General features: G+C 72.5%; 14 protein-coding genes. 4 read left to right on the top strand and 10 right to left on the bottom strand.

Annotation, left to right across the window (positions count from 1 at the left end; translation table 11 throughout):
* Window positions 1–22: 22 nt before the first annotated feature.
* From G339_RS0125220 to metH, 5 genes are all read right to left on the bottom strand, one after another.
* A complete protein-coding gene (locus G339_RS0125220) occupies window positions 23–1774 on the bottom strand; it encodes an ABC transporter substrate-binding protein (protein ID WP_019633845.1) in 1752 nt (583 codons plus the stop codon).
* Window positions 1775–1817: 43 nt separating this feature from the next.
* A complete protein-coding gene (locus G339_RS0125215) occupies window positions 1818–2819 on the bottom strand; it encodes an ABC transporter permease (protein WP_026341760.1) in 1002 nt (333 codons plus the stop codon).
* A gap of 479 nt (window positions 2820–3298) precedes the next feature.
* On the bottom strand, window positions 3299–3730 hold the full coding sequence (locus tag G339_RS0125210; RefSeq protein WP_019633843.1) for a hypothetical protein: 432 nt from the start codon (window positions 3728–3730) through the stop codon (window positions 3299–3301).
* A 209-nt stretch (window positions 3731–3939) separates the two neighbouring features.
* Complete coding sequence (locus tag G339_RS0125205) at window positions 3940–4623, bottom strand: HAD family hydrolase (RefSeq protein ID WP_019633842.1); 684 nt, start codon at window positions 4621–4623, stop codon at window positions 3940–3942.
* Window positions 4624–4644: 21 nt separating this feature from the next.
* Complete coding sequence (gene metH, locus G339_RS0125200) at window positions 4645–8121, bottom strand: methionine synthase (protein ID WP_033324272.1); 3477 nt, start codon at window positions 8119–8121, stop codon at window positions 4645–4647.
* 162 nt (window positions 8122–8283) lie between these two features.
* On the opposite strand from metH, the gene G339_RS0125195 reads away from it, so the two are divergent.
* From G339_RS0125195 to G339_RS0125180, 4 genes are all read left to right on the top strand, one after another.
* Complete coding sequence (locus G339_RS0125195; protein ID WP_019633840.1) at window positions 8284–8748, top strand: universal stress protein; 465 nt, start codon at window positions 8284–8286, stop codon at window positions 8746–8748.
* Window positions 8749–8923: 175 nt separating this feature from the next.
* A complete protein-coding gene (locus G339_RS0125190) occupies window positions 8924–9766 on the top strand; it encodes a PAC2 family protein (protein WP_019633839.1) in 843 nt (280 codons plus the stop codon).
* A gap of 123 nt (window positions 9767–9889) precedes the next feature.
* Window positions 9890–10426 carry a TrmH family RNA methyltransferase gene (locus G339_RS0125185; protein WP_019633838.1) on the top strand — a complete coding sequence of 179 codons (537 nt, stop codon included), beginning with the start codon at window positions 9890–9892 and terminating at the stop codon, window positions 10424–10426.
* 134 nt (window positions 10427–10560) lie between these two features.
* Window positions 10561–11427, top strand: coding sequence for an oxygenase MpaB family protein (locus G339_RS0125180; RefSeq protein ID WP_019633837.1), 867 nt, complete (start codon window positions 10561–10563; stop codon window positions 11425–11427).
* 62 nt (window positions 11428–11489) lie between these two features.
* On the opposite strand, the gene mshC is transcribed toward G339_RS0125180, so the two are convergent.
* From mshC to G339_RS35260, 5 genes are all read right to left on the bottom strand, one after another.
* On the bottom strand, window positions 11490–12731 hold the full coding sequence (gene mshC, locus G339_RS0125175) for a cysteine--1-D-myo-inosityl 2-amino-2-deoxy-alpha-D-glucopyranoside ligase (protein WP_019633836.1): 1242 nt from the start codon (window positions 12729–12731) through the stop codon (window positions 11490–11492).
* A gap of 100 nt (window positions 12732–12831) precedes the next feature.
* Window positions 12832–13776, bottom strand: a complete 945-nt coding sequence (locus tag G339_RS0125170; protein ID WP_019633835.1) for an ABC transporter permease — start codon at window positions 13774–13776, stop codon at window positions 12832–12834.
* A gap of 8 nt (window positions 13777–13784) precedes the next feature.
* Window positions 13785–14750 carry an ABC transporter permease gene (locus tag G339_RS0125165; protein WP_019633834.1) on the bottom strand — a complete coding sequence of 322 codons (966 nt, stop codon included), beginning with the start codon at window positions 14748–14750 and terminating at the stop codon, window positions 13785–13787.
* Window positions 14747–15841 (bottom strand): ABC transporter ATP-binding protein, encoded by a 1095-nt coding sequence (locus tag G339_RS0125160; RefSeq protein WP_019633833.1) that lies wholly within the window; start codon window positions 15839–15841, stop codon window positions 14747–14749. Before G339_RS0125160 ends, G339_RS0125165 begins: the two co-directional genes overlap by 4 nt.
* Window positions 15838–16947, bottom strand: coding sequence for an ABC transporter ATP-binding protein (locus G339_RS35260; RefSeq protein WP_051107958.1), 1110 nt, complete (start codon window positions 16945–16947; stop codon window positions 15838–15840). Before G339_RS35260 ends, G339_RS0125160 begins: the two co-directional genes overlap by 4 nt.
* Window positions 16948–17010 lie beyond the last annotated feature (63 nt).

Below are 17010 nucleotides of genomic sequence, written 5' to 3'. Positions count from 1 at the left end.
TCTAGAGCGAGGCGGCGGAGACCTACTTGGCCACGCCGAGAGTGGAGTAGTTGTACATGCCGAAGCCCTTGTGGAAGAACACGTTCGTCAGGCCGCTCGGGCGGAACAGCAGCGACTTGGCGTACACGTTCGGCATCACGGCCGCCTCCGCGCGGAAGCGGTCGTCGATCTGGTTGTAGAGCTTCGCGCGGGCGGCGGGGTCGGTCTGGGTGAGGGACTCGTCCCACCACTTGTCGATCTGCGCGTCCTTGATCTCCGAGATGTTGATGTTGCCGCTCGGGAGGATGGCGCGCGAGTCGGTCAGCGCCCAGAGGAAGCCGTAGCCGGTCGGCCAGTCCGACAGCCAGCCGAAGGTGCCGAGGCCCACGTTGTTCTTCTTGTTGAAGTCCGGGGACCCGATCTGGTCGGTGGTGTAGGTGTTGGCCGGGTAGCCCTTGAGGTTCAGCTTGATCCCGACCCGCGACTCCGCCTGCTGGAGGGCGACGGCCGTCGCCTTCTCCTTCGGCCGGTCCTCGCGGTAGATCATCGTGGTCTCGAAGCCGTTGGGCTTGCCGCACTTGGCGAGGGCGGCCTTGGCCTGGTTCACGTCGCCGTGGTAGCCGGTCTCGGCCTTGGTGTAGTAGTCCGTGCCCTTCTCGCGGCCCGTGACGTCCGGCGGCATGATCGAGGTCGCCAGCTCGCCGCCGATGTCACCGCCGTAGGCGCGCCACATCGCGTCGCGGTCCGCCGCCCAGATCAGCGCCTTGCGGCACTCGATGTTGGGGATGACCGTGGTGTCGATCGGCATGTACCAGTGGAACCCGCCGTTCGGGTCGTCCGACTGGGCCTTCATGTTCGGGTCGGTCAGGATCGTCTTGCGCGCGTTGTCCTGGACGCCCGAGCCCGCGAGGTCGATCTGGATCTCGCCCTTGAGGAGCTGGTTGTCGAGTTCCTCGGCGTTCAGGCCGGAGATCATCTGGACCTGGTCCGGGAGCTGCTTGCGGTTCTCGTCGGTGCTCTGGTCCCACTGGTCGTTGCGGACCAGCGTGCCGCCCTTGCCGGGCTGGTAGTCGCCCTGCCACTTGTACGGGCCCGACGAGACCGGGTGCAGGCCGTAGCGGTCGCCCTTGTCCTTGTCCTGCGGGACCGGGGCCGTCTGGCCGGAGAAGTTCACCAGCTCGTTGAACTCGGCGAACGGCTTCTTCAGGTGGAAGACGATCGTGTAGTCGTCCGGCGTGCTGACGCCCTTGAAGTGGTCCAGGTTCTTGTCCTTGAACGGACCCTTGTAACCCGACGCGTCGAGCATGTCGGCGAAGTAGCTCGGGCCGCTGCGCAGGACGCTGCGGTCGAAGGTGCGCGCGACCGCGTACTTGATGTCCTTGGCCTTGATCTCCGTGCCGTCCTCGTACTTGAGGCCGTGCTTGAGCTTGTAGGTCCAGGTCTTGTTGCCGTCGCTCGGCACGCCCAGCGCCTCGGCGAGGTCGGGGGACGGCTTGCGGCCCTCGTCGCCCGGCTTGGACGGGTAGGTCAGCAGCATCCGCGAGTACAGCCGCACGAAGTTCGTGGACCAGGCGTAGTACATGTTGCCCGGGTCCGTGGACTCGATGTCGCTGCTGATCGCCATCTTCAGCACGCCCCCCTTCTTGTCGGAAGGGTTGACGACCTTGTCGACGGCGGCGTTGAAGCCGGCGCCGCCGCTGCCGGAGTCCTTGTCGTCGCCGCCGCAGGCCGCGAGGAGGCCCAGGGCGAGGAGCCCGGCCGACGATGCGGCCAGGATTCTCGAACGGCTTTTCATGAATACCCTTTCGCTACTGAGCATGGGAGGTTCCAGCGGGGGATCAGCGGTTGCTCCGCGGGTCGAGAGCGTCCCGCAGACCGTCGCCGAACAGGTTGAAGGCCATGACCGTGACGAAGATCGCCAGACCCGGGATGACCACGAAATAGGGAGCGATCTGGTAGGTCCGGATCGCGTCGGTGAGCATGCTCCCCCATGCCGGCGTCGGCGGGCTGATGCCGACGCCGAGGAACGACAGCGACGCCTCGAAGAGGATGTTCGTCGGGATGAGCAGCGTCGCGTAGACCAGGATCGGCGCGACGAGGTTCGGCAGCAGCTCGCGGAACAGGATGTACGGGCTGCGCGCGCCCAGGCTGCGCGCCGCGTCGACGAACTCGCGCTCGCGCAGCGAGATCGTCTGGCCGCGGACGATCCGGCCGATGTAGGGCCAGCCGAAGAAGCCGATGATGAAGATCAGGATCGCCATGCGCAGGCCGTTGCCCTCCAGCCCGGCGAGCTTGTCGGGCAGGACGCCGACGATCGCGATGGCGAACATCAGCAGCGGAAACGCCAGGAAGACGTCCATGAGCCGCGCGATGATCCAGTCGACCCAGCCGCCGAAGTAGCCGGCCATGACGCCGAAGATCGTGCCGATCAGCACCGACACCAGCGTCGCGAGGAAGCCGACGAGCAGCGAGACGCGGGCGCCGTAGACGATGCGGCTGAACAGGTCGCGGCCGTTGCCCGGCTCCAGCCCGAACAGGTAGTCGCCGTTGGCGCCGCCCCACGGCTTCAGCGGGCCGCCGAGCGTCGGGTCGATGAGGTCCTGGTGGAACTCGTTGGGGGGATGGCCGAGCAGCTTGGTGATCCACGGCGCGAAGATCGCCATGAGGATCAGCAGGACCACCACGACGCCGCCGCCCAGGGCGACCTTGTCGCGCTTGAGCCGCAGCCAGGCGATCTGGCCCAGGGAACGGCCCTGGATCTTGTTCGCCTCGACTCCGGCCAGGACGGCTTCGGGCTGCGCCTCGGCCTCCGAACCGGACACCTCCATGGGTGCGGTCACGCTCCATACCTCCTACCGTCCGGCCGCTGGTTCGGCCCTGCCGCCGCCGGCGGGGGCCGGTCGGCGGCGGAGATCGTCCGTTGCCGCCCATGCCCGTTACGCCAGTGTTTGCCGGAGGGAAACCTAGTGCTTCGAGCACGACTGTCCATCGGTGCGACGACTGGCGCCAGTACCCGTTTCTGACTTGTGATCTCGTCGTCATCTCGGGCACACGCGCATGCGCGGCGTCACAGACAAATCGCCCGAATAGTACGTTCGACGCGAACCCCACTCGGCCGTGAGCAGGCCGTGGACAGCAAGCTTTACCGATCCGAGTCCGATCCGATATCAACCGTCCTCTGCCCGGCGACCTGCGACGGAAGAAGCACGCGATCGGGCGCCGCCCACCGGACCGGCGGCGGCGCCCCGCCCCGGAACGCCGAACGCGCCCCCGCCCGGCGGAAGCGCGCTCTGACTTGGGCCCTTGACGGGCCGTGCGGCTACTTGATGCCGCGGTTGCGCAGGATCTCCTCGATGTCGGCCAGGTCGGGGTCGACCGGCGCGGCCTGCTGACGCGGGGACTCCACCGCCCGCCCGCCGCCCTCCCGGCGGCGCTCCTTGCCGCCGCCGCCACCGCCGCCCCCGGCCGGCGCGTCGTCGCCGCCCGCGCGGCGGCTGAGCATCGCGCCCGAGGTCAGGTACAGCACCGCGGCCAGCCCGGCCGCGCCGACGCCCAGCCAGCGGATCGGGTTGAACGCCAGGCCGAGGAAGAAGCCCGTGACGTTCGTGAGCGCCGCGGCGGCCGGGACCAGCGACAGGGACACGCCCCGCAGCGCCGTCGCCGCGCCCCGGCGGCGGTACAGCGCCCAGCTGATGACCAGCCCGAGGATCGTCACGCCGTAGCAGACGGCGTCGATGGCTGCGTGGCTCATTTCGGTCCCTCACTCCGTACGGTGCCGCTTCTCCCCATCTTCACACCGTATGCGGCCGGGATGATCCTCCGGAGGGACGGTTCGCGTCCGGCGCGGCCTCATCCTCCGGCGGGATGCGTCCCGGAGCGGACTCCTGGGATGCAAGTTAGGACATAACCCAAAAAATAACGGTCAGGTCACCGGACGGTCTCGCACCGGACACGAAACGATCATGAGACGGGCGTGCGCGGGCGGTCCGCCACGAGCGAGCGCAGCAGGTCCAGGTCCACGTCGTGCAGCGACGCCACCACCGTCCGTCCCGGCGCAGCCGCGATCGGCAGCACCGAGGGCACCGCGACCACCGCGCAGCCCGCCGCCTCCGCCGCCGCCAGGCCGTTCGGCGAGTCCTCCAGCGCCACGCAGGCGGCCGGGTCGGCGCCGAGCCGCGCCGCCGCCGTCAGGTACGGCTCGGGGTCGGGCTTGGTGCGCGCGACCTCGTCGCCCGCGACGGTCACCGCGAAGTGCTCGCGGCCGATCACGTCCAGGGCCGCCTCGATCAGGCACCGGTAGCTGGAGGACACCAGGCCCGCCGGGACGCCCGCCGCGCGGACCTCCGCCAGCAGCTCCCGCGCGCCCGGCAGCAGCGGCACGCCCGCGCCGAGCCGCGTGATCATGCCCTCCAGCAGCCAGTCGCCGATCCGCTCGGGCGGGACGTCCGCGCCGGTCAGCTCCAGCATGTAGACGGCGGCGCGGTCCAGCGAGCCGCCGATGAGCGCCCGCTGGTGCTCCTCGCCCCACGTCCCGCCGAGCCGGGCGACGGTCTCCTCCTCGACCTCCAGCCACAGCCGCTCGGAGTCGACGAGCAGGCCGTCCATGTCGAACAGGACGGCCTGCGGCCCGGTGGAACGCGGCACGGGGTTCACCTCTCGCGACGGTCAGGTGTTGAAGTACTTCGCCTCGGGGTGGTGGACGACGATCGCGTCCGCCGACTGCTCGGGGGTGAGCTGCAGCTCCTCGGTGAGGGTCACGCCGATCCGCTCGGGCCGCAGCAGCCGCACGAGGGTGGCGCGGTCCTCCAGGTCCGGGCAGGCGGGGTAGCCGAAGGAGTAGCGCGCGCCCCGGTAGCCGAGCTTGAAGAAGTCCGAGACGTCCTCGGAGTCCTCCGCGCCGAACCCGATCTCCGAGCGGATGCGGGCGTGCCAGTACTCCATCAGCGCCTCGGTGAGCTGCACCGACAACCCGTGCAGTTCGAGGTAGTCGCGGTAGGCGTTCCTGGCGAACAGCTCGCCGGTGGCCTCGGCGATGCGGGAGCCGACCGTGACGAGCTGGAACGCCACGACGTCGGTCTCGCCGGAGTCGCGGGGCCGGAAGAAGTCCGCGAGGCACAGGTGCCGGTCGCGGCGCTGGCGCGGGAAGGTGAACCGCTCGCGGTCGGAGCCGTCGGCGTTGAGGACGACCAGGTCGTCGCCCTCGCTGACGGCCGGGAAGTAGCCGTACACCACGGCGGCCTCGATCAGGCCGTCGGTCTGGACGCGGTCCAGCCACATCCGCAGCCGCGGACGGCCCTCGGTCTCGACCAGCTCCTCGTAGCTCGGGCCGTCGCCGCCGCGCGCGGGCTTGAGGCCCCACTGCCCCATGAAGGTGGCGCGCTCGTCGAGGAACGCCGCGTAGTCGGCGAGGGGGATGCCCTTGACGATCCGGTCGCCGAAGAACGGCGGCGCGGGGACCTTGTTGTCCAGGGCGACGTCGGAGCGGGCGGGCATCTCCTCGGGCTCGGTGACCTTGAGGGTCGCGCCCCTCTTGACGCGCCGCTCGCGCAGCGGCGGCAGGGTCGCGCCCTCCTCGCCGCGCTTGACGGCCATGAACGCGTCCATCAGCCGCAGGCCCTCGAACGCGTCGCGGGCGTAGCGGACCTCGCCCTCGTACAGCTCGGCGAGGTCCTGCTCGACGTAGGCGCGGGTCAGGGCCGCGCCGCCGAGCAGGACGGGCCAGCGGCCGGCGAGCCCGCGGGCGTTCAGCTCCTGGAGGTTCTCCTTCATGACGACCGTGGACTTCACCAGCAGGCCGGACATGCCGATGACGTCGGCGCGCTCGTTCTCGGCGGCCTCCAGGATCGCGTTCATCGGCTGCTTGATGCCGATGTTCACGACCTCGTAGCCGTTGTTGGACAGGATGATGTCCACGAGGTTCTTGCCGATGTCGTGGACGTCGCCCTTCACGGTCGCCAGGACGATGCGGCCCTTGCCGCCGTCGTCGGACTTCTCCATGTGGGGTTCGAGGTAGGCGACGGCGGTCTTCATGACCTCGGCGCTCTGCAGGACGAACGGGAGCTGCATCTCGCCGGACCCGAACAGCTCGCCGACGGTCTTCATGCCGTCCAGCAGGACCTCGTTGACGATGGCGAGGGCGGGGCGCTCGGCCAGGCCCGCGTCCAGGTCGGCGCCCAGGCCGTCGAGCTCGCCGTCGACGATGCGGCGCTTGAGGCGGTCCCACAGCGGGAGGGCCATCAGCTCGGCGGCGCGGTCGGCCTTCATCGCGGCCGTGTCGACGCCCTCGAACAGCTCCATGAAGCGGTGCAGCGGGTCGTAGCCGTCGCCGCGCCGGTCGTACACCAGGTCGAGGGCGACCTGCCGCTGCTCCTCAGGGATGCGCGCCATCGGCAGGATCTTGGACGCGTGGACGATGGCCGAGTCCAGCCCGGCCTCGGCGCACTCGTGCAGGAACACCGAGTTCAGCACGATGCGGGCGGCCGGGTTCAGGCCGAACGAGACGTTGGACAGGCCGAGGGTGGTCTGCACGTCGGGGTAGCGGGCCTTCAGCCCCCGGATCGCCTCGATGGTCTCCAGGGCGTCGCGGCGCGACTCCTCCTGGCCGGTGCCGATGGTGAAGGTGAGGGTGTCGACGATGATGTCCTCGACGCGCATCCCCCAGGTGCCGGTCAGCATCTCGATGATGCGGGACGCGATCTCGACCTTCTTCTCGGCGGTGCGGGCCTGGCCCTGCTCGTCGATGGTCAGGGCGATGACGGCCGCGCCGTGCTCCTTGACGGCGGGCATGAGCCGCGCCATCCGCGAGTCGGGGCCGTCGCCGTCCTCCAGGTTCACCGAGTTGATGACGGCCCGGCCGCCGAGGGTCTCCAGCCCGGCGACGATGACGTCGACCTCGGTGGAGTCCAGCACGATCGGCAGCGTCGCCGCCGTCGCGAACCGGAAGCCCAGCTCGCGCATGTCCGCGACGCCGTCGCGGCCGACGTAGTCGACGCACAGGTCGAGCATGTGCGCGCCGTCGCGGGCCTGGTCGCGGGCGATCTTGACGCAGTCGTCCCAGCGCCGCTCCAGCATCGCCTCGCGGAACGCCTTGGAGCCGTTGGCGTTGGTGCGCTCCCCGATCGCCAGGTAGGACGTGTCCTGCCGGAACGGGACGTGCTGGTACAGCGACGACGCGCCCGCCTCCGGGCGCGGGTCGCGCTCGGCGATCTCCCGGCCCCGGACCCGCTCGACGACGTGCCGCAGGTGCTCGGGCGTCGTCCCGCAGCAGCCGCCGACCAGCGACAGCCCGAACTCGCGGGTGAAGGTGTCGTGGGCGTCGGCCAGCTCGGCGGGCGTCAGCGGGTAGCGCGCGCCGTCGGACGTCAGCTCCGGCAGGCCCGCGTTCGGCATGCACGACAGGCCGATGCGCGCGTGCCGCGACAGGTAGCGCAGGTGCTCGCTCATCTCGGCGGGGCCGGTGGCGCAGTTCAGCCCGATCAGGTCGATGCCCATCGGCTCCAGCGCGGTGAGCGCGGCGCCGATCTCCGAGCCCATCAGCATCGCGCCGTTCTGCTCGATGGTGACCTGGCCGATGAGGACGGTGTCGGCGCCCGCGGCGTCGATGGCGCGGCGCGCGCCGATCAGCGCGGCCTTGGCCTGCAGCAGGTCCTGGCAGGTCTCCACCAGGACGGCGTCCGCGCCGCCCGCGATCAGGCCCTCGACGTTGCGCTGGTAGGCGTCGCGCAGTTCGGCGAAGGTGATGTGGCCGAGCGTCGGCAGTTTGGTGCCGGGGCCGACCGAGCCGATGACGTACCGGGGCCGGTCGGGGGTGGCGAAGGAGTCGGCGACCTCGCGGGCCAGCCGCGCGCCCGCCTCCGACAGCTCGTAGATCCGGTCGGTGATGCCGTACTCGCCGAGGTTGCCGAGGTTGGCGCCGAAGGTGTTGGTCTCGACGCAGTCGACGCCCGCCTCGAAGTAGGCGGCGTGGACGGAGCGGACGATGTCGGGCCGGGTGACGTTGAGGATCTCGTTGCAGCCCTCGTGGCCCTCGAAGTCGTCGAGGGTGGGCCCGGCGTCCTGGAGCATCGTTCCCATGCCCCCGTCGGCCACGACGACGCGCTGTTTCAGGGCCTGACGCAAAGACGGGGTGCTGGGAGTGCTCATGGTGCCCCACCATAGCCGGGCGGCGGCGCGTCCTCGCGGGCCGTCCACGCTTTGAGAAGCGAGCGCGACGCGGGTCACCCGATCATGTCGCCCAGACCGTGGCGTACCGGGCATGGGACCGATAACGTGCCCCTCCCAGACTACTTACCGGTAAGGAGCGGCATGAGCGCGTACCGCACCATCCTCGTCGGCACCGACGGCTCGTCGACCTCGTTCCGGGCGGTGGACCGCGCCGCCCAGCTCGCCGCCGCCACCGGCGCCACGCTGCTGCTCGCGTCCGCCTACAGCCCGATGCCCGAGCGGGAGCGGCTGAACGCCGCCGACCGGCTCGGCGACCTGGCCTACAAGGTGCAGGGCTCGACCCCGGCCGACGACGCGCTGCGCGCCGCGCGCGAGCGGGCCGTCGCGGCGGGCGCCAAGGACATCGAGGAGATCGCGGTCGAGGGCGACGCCGTGGACGTCATCTCCGGGATCGCCAAGGACCGCGCCGCCGACCTCGTCGTCGTCGGGAACCGGGGGCTCAACAGCCTCGCCGGGCGGCTGCTCGGGTCGGTGCCGGCGAACCTGTCGCACCGGTCGCCGTGCGACGTCCTGATCGTCCACACCACCGAGGGCGGCAAGCGCTGACGACGCCGGCCGCCTCCCGCCGCGCGGGCCGGTCCGGCGCCCGGCCGCGCGACGGAGGGGTGGGCCTCCCCGCGAGGACGTAGGCTGGCCCTCAACCGATCTTGCGCGGGCCAGGGTTCCCGGAAATACCGCGCCGTCCGGTGACGCTGTACCCGACGTCGGAAGGAGGCAGCGCGTGGTCGAGCGGGAGAGCGTGCCTGAACTGGTCGATCCCGTCGTCGTCGCCGCCTTTGAGGGGTGGAACGACGCGGGCGAGGCCGCGAGCGGGGTCGTGCGGCACCTCGCGGCGGCGTGGGAGTCGGTCCCGGTCGCCGAGGTGGACCCCGAGGACTACTACGACTTCCAGGTGACGCGGCCCACGGTCGAGCTGACCGACGGGGAGAGCCGCGGCATCGTCTGGCCGACGACGCGGGTGACGCGGGCGCGGCTGCCCGGCGGCCGCGACGTGGTGCTGGTCCACGGGATCGAGCCGAACATGCGGTGGCGGTCGTTCTGCGCGGAGCTGGTGGACCTCATGACCGGCCTCGGCGCGGGGCGGGTCGTCCTGCTCGGCGCGCTGCTGGCCGACGCCCCGCACACCCGGCCGGTGCCGGTGACGGGGTCGGCGTCCGAGCCGGGGCTGGTCGCGGCGCTGAGCCTGGAGCCGACGCGCTACGAGGGCCCGACGGGCATCCTCGGCGTGCTGCAGGAGGCGTGCGCGGCGGCGGACCTGAGCACCGTGTCGCTGTGGGCGGCGGTGCCGCACTACGTCGCGCAGCCGCCGTCGCCGAAGGCGACGCTGGCACTGGTGCGGCGGGTGGAGGACCTGCTGGACATCACCGTCCCGCTGGGCGAGCTGCCCGAGGAGGCGCGCGCCTGGGAGAACGGCGTCAACGAGCTGGCCGAGGAGGACTCCGAGGTCGCCGAGTACGTGCGGACGCTGGAGGAGCAGAAGGACGCCACCGACCTGCCCGAGGCCAGCGGCGACGCCATCGCCCGCGACTTCGAGCGCTACCTGCGGCGCCGCGACGCGGGCTGAGCCGGGGCCGCTACGATGGCGGGGAACGGGCCGGTCCCCGGCCCCGCCGATGGCCCGCGCACGCCGACGAGTGCGCCCTCTCATGATCGTTTCCCTCGTTCCGGGCGGAGCCGCCCGCGGCCGGTGAGCCGCCCGGCGGGCGCCGCGCCCGCGATCCGCGTCCGTCCCCGCCGCGAGCTGCGCCGCGACCGCCGCCGCGCCGCGCACGCCTGCTGGGACCATCTGATCGCCGCGCCGCTGTGGCCGCTGCACGGCGCGAACCTCGGCACGCTGCTGCGGACGTGCGACGCGGTCGGCGCGTGCCTGGCGGTGCCGCGGTTCCCGTGGGTGCCGGAGGCGCTGGCGCGCGGCAACACGCTGCGGCGGCGGTCGTGCGTCCACTGGGTCAACGACCCGCTGGGCTGGCTCGCCCGCCAGCGGGACGCGGGCAGCCGCGTCGTCGGCGTCGAGCTGGCGGACGAGGCGGTGCGGCTGGCGGACCTGCCCGCCGCCCGGACCCGGACGGTGGCGGTGCTCGGCCACGAGGCGCACGGCATCCCCGCCGAGGCGCTGGACCTGCTGGACGCGGCGGTGGAGATCCCGATGGTCGGGACGGGCACGAGCCTGAACGTCGCGGTGGCGGGGTCGCTGGTGCTGTACCGACTCGCCGGGCTGCTGTGAGCGGTGTTCCCGTACTCCGCGACGGAGTGCGCGGCCCGTTGTTGGCATCCTGTCAATAGGGTCTTGCGGGGCGTCCGCCGGTGCGCGACGATGCTGGGGCCGCGCCCGGCGCACGCACCGGCGGAAGGACCGTCTTGACCCCGCAGACTCCCGCGCCCGCCCCCGGACCCGCGTCCGGGCCGCCCGCAGCCCCCGAGGCCCCGGCCGCCGCGCCGCCGCGGGACGTGCTGCGGCGGCTGGCCGCCGAACCCGCCGTCATGCTCGCGGCGGGCCGCGCGCTGCTGCTGCAGGTCGCGCACCCGAAGGTCGCCCAGGGCGTCGCCGACCACAGCGACATGCGCGAACGGCCCCTCGACCGGCTGTTCGGGACGCTGGACTTCCTCACCATCGTCGCGTTCGGCACGCCCGAGGAGGCCGAGCGGCTCGGCCGCGGCATCCGCCGCATGCACGAGCGCATCACCGGGCCCGGCTACTCCGGGAACGACCCCGACCTTCAGGTCTGGGTGAACGCGACGCTCACCGATGCCGCGCTGTACGTCCACGAGCGGGTCCTCGGCTCCCCCGGCGGCGACCTGTCGGCCGCGTACGTCGACCAGGCCCGGTACGTCGCGGACGTCCTCGGCTGCCCGCCCGGCGCGCAGCCCGCCGACCTGCCCGCGTTCCGCGCCTACGTGGACGGCATGATCGCGTCGCTGGAGGTCACCGACACCGGCCGCGAGGTCGCCCGCGCCGTGCTGTGGGCGCGCAAGCTGCGCTGGCTCGGGCCCGCGCTGTGGCTCAACCGGTACATCACCGCCGGGCTGCTGCCGCCGCGCATCCGCGAGCAGTACGGGCTGCCGTGGGGGCCGCGCCGCGAGCGGTTCCTGTGGTTCCTGCTGCGGACGGGCGCGTTCGGGTACCGGCTCGTCCCCGGCCCGCTGCGCCGCGCCGGGGCGCCGCTGCTGCTGTGGCGCTCCCGCCGGCGCCTCGCCCGCCGCGCCCGCCGCTCGGCGGCCCGCTGATCCGCGCGGGCGGGCGCGGCGGCACGCCCGGCCGCAGGGATCGGCGGCGGGTCAGCGGATGGTCAGAGCGCGACGCCGAGGAGAGCGTCGGCGAGGGCGCGGACGTGCGCGGGCGCGGCCGGGTCGTCGCCCTCGCCGAGCAGCGCCGCGTCGGCCCAGGCGTCCACCGCCGCGACCGCCGCCGGAGCGTCCAGGTCGTCGGCCAGCCGCTCGCGGACCCGCGCCGCCGTCGCGGCCGCGTCCGGGCCCACCGGGCGCTCGACCGCCGCGCGCCACCGCGCCAGCCGCTCGGCGGCCGCGGCGAGCTGCCCGTCCGTCCACTCCCAGTCCGACCGGTAGTGGTGCGCGAGCAGCGCCAGCCGGATCGCCATCGGGTCCGCGCCGGACGCGCGCAGCTTCGACACGAACACCAGGTTCCCGCGCGACTTGGACATCTTCTCGCCGTCGAGCGCGACCATGCCCGCGTGGACGTAGGCGCGGGCGTGCGGGGCCTCCCCCGTCGCGACCTGGGCGTGCGCGGCGCTCATCTCGTGGTGCGGGAACGCCAGGTCCGAGCCGCCGCCCTCCACGTCGAACGCCATGCCGAGGTGCTCCAGCGAGATCGCGGCGCACTCCACGTGCCAGCCGGGGCGGCCCTCGCCGAACGGGGACTCCCAGCCGGGCTCGCCGGGGCGGCGTGCCAGCCACAGCAGCGCGTCCAGCGGGTCGCGCTTGCCCGCCCGGTCGGGGTCGCCGCCGCGCTCGGCGAACAGCGGCGCCATCGCGGCCCGGTCCAGGCGGCTGACCGCGCCGAACGACGGGTCGGCGGCGACGGGGTAGTAGACGTCGCCGTCGACGGTGTACGCGGCGTCCTTCCCGCGCAGCTTTTCGATCATCTCCACGACCAGCGGGATCGCCTCGACCGCGCCCACGTAGTGCGCGGGCGGCAGGACCCGCAGCGCCGTCATGTCGTCACGGAACAGTTCGATCTCGCGGTCCGCGAGGGCCCGCCAGTCCTCGCCGGTCTGCTCGGCACGTTCCAGCAGCGGGTCGTCGACGTCGGTGGCGTTCTGGACGTACAGGACGTCGTGCCCGAGGTCGCGCCACACCCGGTTGACCAGGTCGAACGCCAGATAGGTGTTGGCGTGCCCGAGGTGCGTCGCGTCGTAGGGGGTGATCCCGCAGACGTACATCCGCGCCGTCGGCCCCGGCCGGGTCGCGCGGACCCCGCCCGCCGCGGTGTCGTAGAGGCGGAGCGGCCCGGTCGCCGCGGGCAGCCCGGCGGCGGTGAGGCTGGGGACTTCGGGAGCGGACCACGATCGCATGAGCCGAGCTTATCCGTGGCCGGTTCGCGGCGTTAAGCCGAGATCGCCGCACCGATTCCCGGACGGACCGCCCACCCGGCCGCCCACCCGGCCGCCCGCGTCACGACAGCCGGACGCGCGGGTCCAGGAACGAGTAGCCGATGTCCACCAGCAGATTCGCGACGACCACGAAGAACGTCACGACCAGCGTCACCCCGATGATCACCGGCGTGTCCCCCAGCGCGATCGACTGGTACACGAGCTGCCCGACGCCCTGGAGCCCGAACACCTTCTCCGTCACGATCGTCGAGCCGATGAGCGCGCCGAGGTCGATGCCGAACTGGGTGACGACCGGCGTCAGCGCGGACCGCAGCCCGTGCCGGTACACCACGCGCCGCTCCGACAGGCCCTTCGCGCGGGCCGTGCGGATGTAGTCCTCGCCGAGGACGTCGAGCATCGCGCCGCGCGTCAGCCGCGTGTACGTCGCGACCATCAGGAACGCCAGCGCGATCCACGGCAGGACCATCCGCCGCCAGAAGTGCTCCTGCAGCGGCGGCCCCGCCTCGAAGACATGGACGCCCGCATCCCCCAGCCTGGTCGAGAACAGGTACAGCAGCACCAGCGCCATCACGAACGGCGGCGTGGACAGCCCGAGCAGCACGAACACCGTCGCGACCCGGTCCCCGAGGCCGCGCGCCCGCGTCGCGCTGAACACGCCCGTCGCGACGCCGCCGACGAACCAGATGATCCCCGCGCCGAACACCAGCCACAGCGTCGTCGGGAGGCGGTCGGCGATCAGCGACGTCACCGACGTGCCGTTGACGTAGGAGTCCCCGAGGTCGCCGCGCACCAGCCGGCCCAGCCACTGCCCGTACTGGACGATCGCGGGCTGGTCCAGCCCGAGGTTGCGGCGGATCTGCACGAGCGTGTCGGTGGTGGCGCGGGGGCCGCCGATGACCCGCTCGACCGGCACCGGGGAGACGTGCAGGAACACGAACACCAGCGTCGAGACCAGCAGCAGCACCAGGACCGCGTAGAGGAGCCTGCGGATGACGAAACGCAGCATGGGTCAGCTCACTTCTTCCCGATCAGGCGCTCGCTGCGCGGGTCGAGGGCGTCCCGGATGCCGTCGCCGAGCAGGTTGAACGACAGGGTGGTCAGCAGCAGGAGGACCGCCGGGACGGCCAGCAGCCACCACGCCGTCTGGAACACGTCGCTGCCCTCGCCGAGCATGCTGCCCCAGCTCGGCATCGGCAGCCGCACCCCGACGCCGAGGAACGACAGCGTCGCCTCGAACACGATGGAGGTGGGGATCAGCAGCGACGTCAGGACGGTGACCTGCGCGACGAGGTTCGGCAGGACGTCGACGAACATGATGCGGACGCTGCCCGCGCCGAGCGAGCGCGCGGCCTCCACGAACTCCTTCTCCTTGAGCGACAGCACCTGGCCGCGGATGATGCGGCCGAACGCCGCGAACGAGAAGAACGCGATCACGATGATCGTCATCGCGAGGCTGGAGAACACCGACGAGATCTGGAACGTCGTCGCCAGCATGATCGCGACGAGCAGGTACGGCAGCGCGAGCGTCAGGTCCATCACGCGCGCGAGGACGGTGTCGAGCCAGCCGCCGACGAACCCGGCCAGCGTGCCGACCGCGACGCCGAGCAGCGACGCCAGCACCGACGCCAGGATGCCGACGACCAGCGAGATCCGCGCGCCGTACGCGGCGCGGACCAGCACGTCCCGGCCGAGCTGGTCGGCGCCGAGCCAGAAGTCGCGCGACGGCCCGACCGGCTGCCCGTCGACGTTCAGCGCCGTCTTCGGGAACGTCGCGTCGTAGGGGTGGCCCGTCCAGGACGCCCACAGCGGCGCGAGGATCGCGAACACCGCGATGAGCGCCAGCACGACCAGCGACACCACCGCCAACTTGTCCCGGCGGAACCGCGCCCACGCGAGCTGGAACGGCGACCGCCCCCGCACCGCCGCCCCCGGACCGGGCTCGACGGGAACCGCCTCCGCCTGCAGATCCGAATAGCTCATGAGGAGCCCCCCGCCCCCGGGTCGGCCTCGGGTAGTTCGGGTTCGGTGGAGACCTGGGCGATGCCCGCCTCGCGGCCCGCCAGGCGCTCGCCCGGCAGGACCGGGAAGTGGCAGGCGGTGCGGTGGTCGGGCGGGTCGCCCTCGCGCGGGACGAACGGCGGGTCCTCGGCGATACAGCGGTCCTGCGCCTTCGGGCAGCGCGGGTGGAACCGGCAGCCCCGCGGCGGGTCGATCGGCGACGGGACGTCCCCGATGAGCACGATGCGCTCCGCGCGCTCGGCCTCGTCGGGGTCCGCGATGGACGCGGCCGACAGCAGCGCCGCCGAGTACGGGTGGCGCGGCCGCCCGTACAGGTCGCCGGCCGACGCGGACTCCACGATCCGCCCGAGGTACATCACCGCGACCCGGTCGCTGACGTACCGGACGACCGACAGGTCGTGCGCGATGAAGATGTAGGTGAGGCCCAGCTCGTCCTGGAGGTCCTTGAGCAGGTTGATGACCTGCGCCTGGATGGAGACGTCCAGCGCCGACACCGGCTCGTCGCAGACGATGAGGCGCGGCCGGACGGCCAGCGCGCGGGCCACGCCGATGCGCTGCCGCTGCCCGCCGGAGAACTCGGCGGGGAACCGGTTGTAGTGCTCGGGGTTCAGCCCGACCAGCTCCATCAGCTCCTGCACGCGGCGGCGGCGGTCCGCGCCGTCGGCGATGCCGTGGATGGCGAACGGGTCGCCGATGATCGACCCGACGCGGCGGCGCGGGTTCAGCGACCCGTACGGGTCCTGGAAGATCATCTGGACGTCGCGGCGGAACGCCTTCAGGCCCGCCCGCGACAGCTTGGTGATGTCGGTCCCCTCGAACCGGATGCTGCCCGCCGTGACCGGGTGCAGGCCCGTCACGCACCGCGCGAGGGTGGACTTGCCCGAACCGGTCTCGCCGACGATCCCGAGCGTCTCGCCGCGCCGGACCGCCAGGTCGACGCCGTCCACCGCGTGGACGCGGGCGACCTCCTTCTTGAAGACGATGCCCTGCTTGATCGGGAAGTGCTTGACGACGCCCTCGGCGGAGACCAGGACGTCCGACTCGCCGCTCACCGGCTCCCCCCGCCGTTCCCGTCGCGGTCCCCGGCGGCGGTCGCCCCGGGGCCGTCCGCGCCCGCGGCGGACCGGTGCCGTCCGGCGGCGCGGACGCGTGCCTCCTCGGTGCGCTCGTCGAGCCCGGCGACGTCGTGCGGCAGCCAGCACGCCGACACGTGCTCGGCGGACGGGTCCAGCCGGGGCTCGCCCGCCGGGTCGAGCGGCGGCTCGTCCACCGGGCAGCGGTCCATCACGTACGGGCAGCGCGGATGGAACACGCAGCCGGTCGGCAGGTTGATCAGGCTCGGGGGCTGCCCGCTGATGGTCCTGAGCCGGTCGCCGCCGCCGGGGGACGGCACCGACTCCAGCAGGCCCTTGGTGTAGGGGTGGTGGGGTTTGTAGTACAGGTCGCGGCGGCCCGCGATCTCGGCGGGGCGCCCGCCGTACATGACCAGGACCTCGTCGGCGGTGTCGGCGATGACGCCCAGGTCGTGGGTGATCATGATCAGGGCGGTGTCGAACTCGCGCTGGAGGCGGCGCATCAGGTCGAGGATCTGCATCTGGACGGTCGCGTCGAGCGCGGTCGTCGGCTCGTCGGCGATGATCAGCTTGGGGTTCAGCGCGAGCGCCATCGCGATCATCGCGCGCTGCCGCATCCCGCCGGAGAACTGGTGGGGGTAGTCGTCCACGCGCCGGTCGGGCCGGGGGATGCCGACGAGGCCGAGCATCTCCACGGCGCGTTTGCGGGCCTGCGCGCGGGTGACCTTGCGGTCGTGCGCGCGGATCATCTCCTCGATCTGCCAGCCGACCCTGTAGAGCGGGTGCAGGCTGGACAGGGGGTCCTGGAAGATCATGCCGATCTCCGCGCCGCGCAGCTCGCGCATCCGCCGGTCGGAGACCGTCAGCAGGTCCTGGCCCTCGAACAGCGCCCGGCCCGCGACGCGGGCGCCCGGCGTCAGCCGCATCAGCGTCTGCGTCGCGACGCTCTTGCCGGAGCCGGACTCGCCGACGATGCCGAGCGTGCGGCCCCGGTCGACGCTGAACGACATGCCGCGGACGGCGCGCACCACGCCGTCCGCCGTGTCGAAGGAGACCCGCAGGTCGGTCACTTCGAGAAGTGTCATCGGCGCCCCTTCGCGTCCGATTGCGGTGGGCCGCGGGGGCCGGGCCCGGGCACGGCCCGGCCC

The organism is Actinomadura atramentaria DSM 43919 (assembly GCF_000381885.1).
Classification (GTDB): Bacteria; Actinomycetota; Actinomycetes; order Streptosporangiales; family Streptosporangiaceae; genus Spirillospora; species Spirillospora atramentaria.
This window is presented reverse-complemented; position numbering and strand designations above follow the sequence as displayed.